This window comes from Streptomyces sp. NPDC006265, assembly GCF_040613555.1.
In the GTDB taxonomy this organism is placed as follows: Bacteria; Actinomycetota; Actinomycetes; order Streptomycetales; family Streptomycetaceae; genus Streptomyces.
This window is the reverse complement of record NZ_JBEXSH010001098.1, coordinates 1-2,547: the sequence shown is the minus strand read 5'-3', so window position 1 is coordinate 2,547 and position 2,547 is coordinate 1. Positions and strand designations below refer to the sequence as shown.

3 protein-coding genes and 1 pseudogene are annotated in these 2,547 nt (G+C 71.2%); 3 read left to right on the top strand and 1 reads right to left on the bottom strand.

Annotated features, from left to right (window positions below):
* Window positions 1–15 precede the first annotated feature (15 nt).
* Together ABZ281_RS45730 and thiD are read left to right on the top strand one after the other, a co-directional pair.
* A complete protein-coding gene (locus tag ABZ281_RS45730) occupies window positions 16–981 on the top strand; it encodes a thiamine-phosphate kinase (protein WP_306930248.1) in 966 nt (321 codons plus the stop codon).
* Window positions 978–1,769, top strand: coding sequence for a bifunctional hydroxymethylpyrimidine kinase/phosphomethylpyrimidine kinase (gene thiD, locus ABZ281_RS45725; protein ID WP_356664336.1), 792 nt, complete (start codon window positions 978–980; stop codon window positions 1,767–1,769). The genes ABZ281_RS45730 and thiD overlap by 4 nt, the downstream gene beginning before the upstream one ends.
* A 118-nt stretch (window positions 1,770–1,887) precedes the next feature.
* Here the strand turns inward: thiD and rpmB are convergent, their stop codons facing one another.
* Window positions 1,888–2,073, bottom strand: coding sequence for a 50S ribosomal protein L28 (gene rpmB / locus ABZ281_RS45720; RefSeq protein WP_004924906.1), 186 nt, complete (start codon window positions 2,071–2,073; stop codon window positions 1,888–1,890).
* A 267-nt stretch (window positions 2,074–2,340) separates the two neighbouring features.
* Here rpmB and ABZ281_RS45715 point away from each other — a divergent pair.
* A pseudogene (locus tag ABZ281_RS45715) lies at window positions 2,341–2,547 on the top strand (dihydroxyacetone kinase); the annotation flags it as partial.

The window sequence follows — 2,547 nt, the reverse complement described above, 5'->3', positions numbered from 1 at the left end:
AGGGGAGAAAGGGCAATGAAGGGCACTGTTGGTGAGCTCGGTGAGTTCGGGCTCATCAGGGAGCTCACCTCCCGTCTGACCACCACCCCGGCGGTCCGGGTCGGCCCCGGCGACGACGCCGCCGTGGTGGCCGCGCCCGACCGCAGGGTCGTGGCGAGCACGGACATCCTGGTGGAGGGCCGGCACTTCCGGCGGGACTGGTCGACGGCCTACGACGTGGGCCGCAAGGCGGCCGCGCAGAACCTCGCCGACATCGCCGCCATGGGCGCCGTACCGACCGCGCTGCTGCTCGGGCTGGTCGTCCCGGCCGAGCTGCCGGTGACCTGGCCGAGCGAGCTGATGGACGGCCTGCGCGACGAATGCCAGGTGGCGGGCGCCGCCGTGGTCGGCGGTGACGTCGTGCGCGGCGACTCGATCATGGTGTCGATCACCGCGCTCGGCGATCTGCGCAACCAGGAGCCGGTGACGCGGGCGGGCGCCCAGCCCGGCGACCTCGTCGCGGTGACCGGCTGGCTGGGCTGGTCGGCCGCCGGGTACGCGGTCCTGTCCCGGGGGTTCCGCTCGCCGCGGGCGTTCGTGGAGGCGCACCGGCGGCCCGAGCCGCCGTACCACGCGGGTCCGGCCGCCGCCGGGCTCGGGGCGACGGCGATGTGCGACGTGAGCGACGGGCTGATCGCGGACCTCGGGCACATCGCCGAGGCGAGCAAGGTGCGCATCGACATCCGCTCCGGGGCGATCGACATCCCCTCGCAGATGAACGACATCGGGCAGGCCGTCGGGGTCGATCCCATGCAGTGGGTGCTGACCGGGGGAGAGGATCACGCGATGGTGGCGACCTTCCCGCCGGACGTGAAGCTGCCCGCTCGCTGGAAGGTCATCGGCGAGGTCCTCAACCCCTCGGCGCTGCCCCAGGTGACGGTCGACGGGGCGCCGTGGACCAGCAAGGGCGGCTGGGATCACTTCGGGGACATAGAGTCATGATCCCCAACGTCCTCACAGTGGCCGGCTCCGACTCCGGCGGAGGCGCGGGCATCCAGGCCGACCTCAAGACGATGCTCGCGCTCGGCGTGCACGGCATGAGCGTCGTGACGGCGGTGACCGCGCAGAACTCCCTCGGCGTGCAGGGGGCTTGGGAGCTGCCCGTGGAGGCCGTACGGGCCCAGTACCGCAGTGTCGTCGACGACATCGGCGTCCAGGCGGTCAAGACCGGGATGCTGGCCTGCGCGGAACTCGTGGAGGCGGTCGCCGAGTTGATCGCGGAGACGGATGCCCCGGCAGTCGTCGACCCGGTCGGAGTCTCCAAGCACGGCGACGCCCTGCTCGCCGCCTCCGCGCTGGACTCGGTCCGTACGAAGCTGCTTCCGGCGGCGACGGTCGCCACGCCGAACCTCGATGAGGTGGCCCAGATCACCGGCGTACGGGTCGAGTCGGAGCGGGAGATGCGCGGGGCCGCGGCGGCCGTGCTGGAGTACGGGCCGCGCTGGGTGCTGATCAAGGGCGGGCACCTGCCCGGGGACGCCGTCGATCTGCTCACCGACGGCTCCGAGGAGCACTGGCTGCGGGCGCCGAGGCACGACAACCGTCACACCCACGGCACCGGCTGCACCCTCGCCTCGGCGATCGCTTCCGAGCTCGCCAGGGGGCGGTCCGTGCCGGAGGCGGTGGCGGCGGCCAAGGAGTACGTCACGGGGGCCGTCGCGGCCGGGTTCGCGCTCGGTGGGGGCATCGGGCCGGTGGATCACGGCTGGCGCTTCCGAACGGACGTGTAGCGGCCGGGGTGCGGTGTCACGGCCACCGCACCAGCCGTACAGGCACGGCAAAGAGCCGGCCCACCAGAGGTGGACCGGCTCTGCAGCGAACCAGCAGTGGTTGCGCGCTAGCTGAGCGTCAGCGCGAGACCTTGCCGGCCTTGATGCACGAGGTGCAAGCGTTCACGCGCTTCGGCGTCCCGCCCACCACGGTACGCACACGCTGGATGTTCGGGTTCCAGCGACGGGGCGTACGGCGGTGGGAGTGCGAGATGTTGTTGCCGAAGCCCGGCCCCTTGCCGCAGACGTCGCAGTTGGCAGCCACGGGTCACTCCAAAGACTTCAGATGCACTTACGGTTGATCCCGGCAGGCCGGGATCAAGATTCTCGGGCTCTGAGGAGCCGGTCGAAATCTGAGTGGCGTTGCCAGGGGGAAGGCCCGATCAGATCGGGCAACCGGAGCAGCATACAACGGCTGCACCCGTAGAACGAAACTACCATGGCAGCTCAGGGGCCCGGCCCCTCCCTCTTCCGGTCGACACCGCCCCGGGGTCTACGCTGCGAGCCACGTCCAGCAGCTCAGGGAGGCGTAGTGGCGCAGGTGCCGCAGACATTCTTCGATGCTCTCGCGGTGCGTACCTGGTGCGGTCTCGCGCTCGAGACACTGGGGCGGGCGCGTGAGGAGATCGACGCGATCAACGTCTATCCGGTGGCGGACGGCGACACCGGGACCAATCTGTATCTGACCGTGGAGTCGGCGGTCGCGGCGGTCGAGGCGGTGTTCGCGGGGCACGCGGCG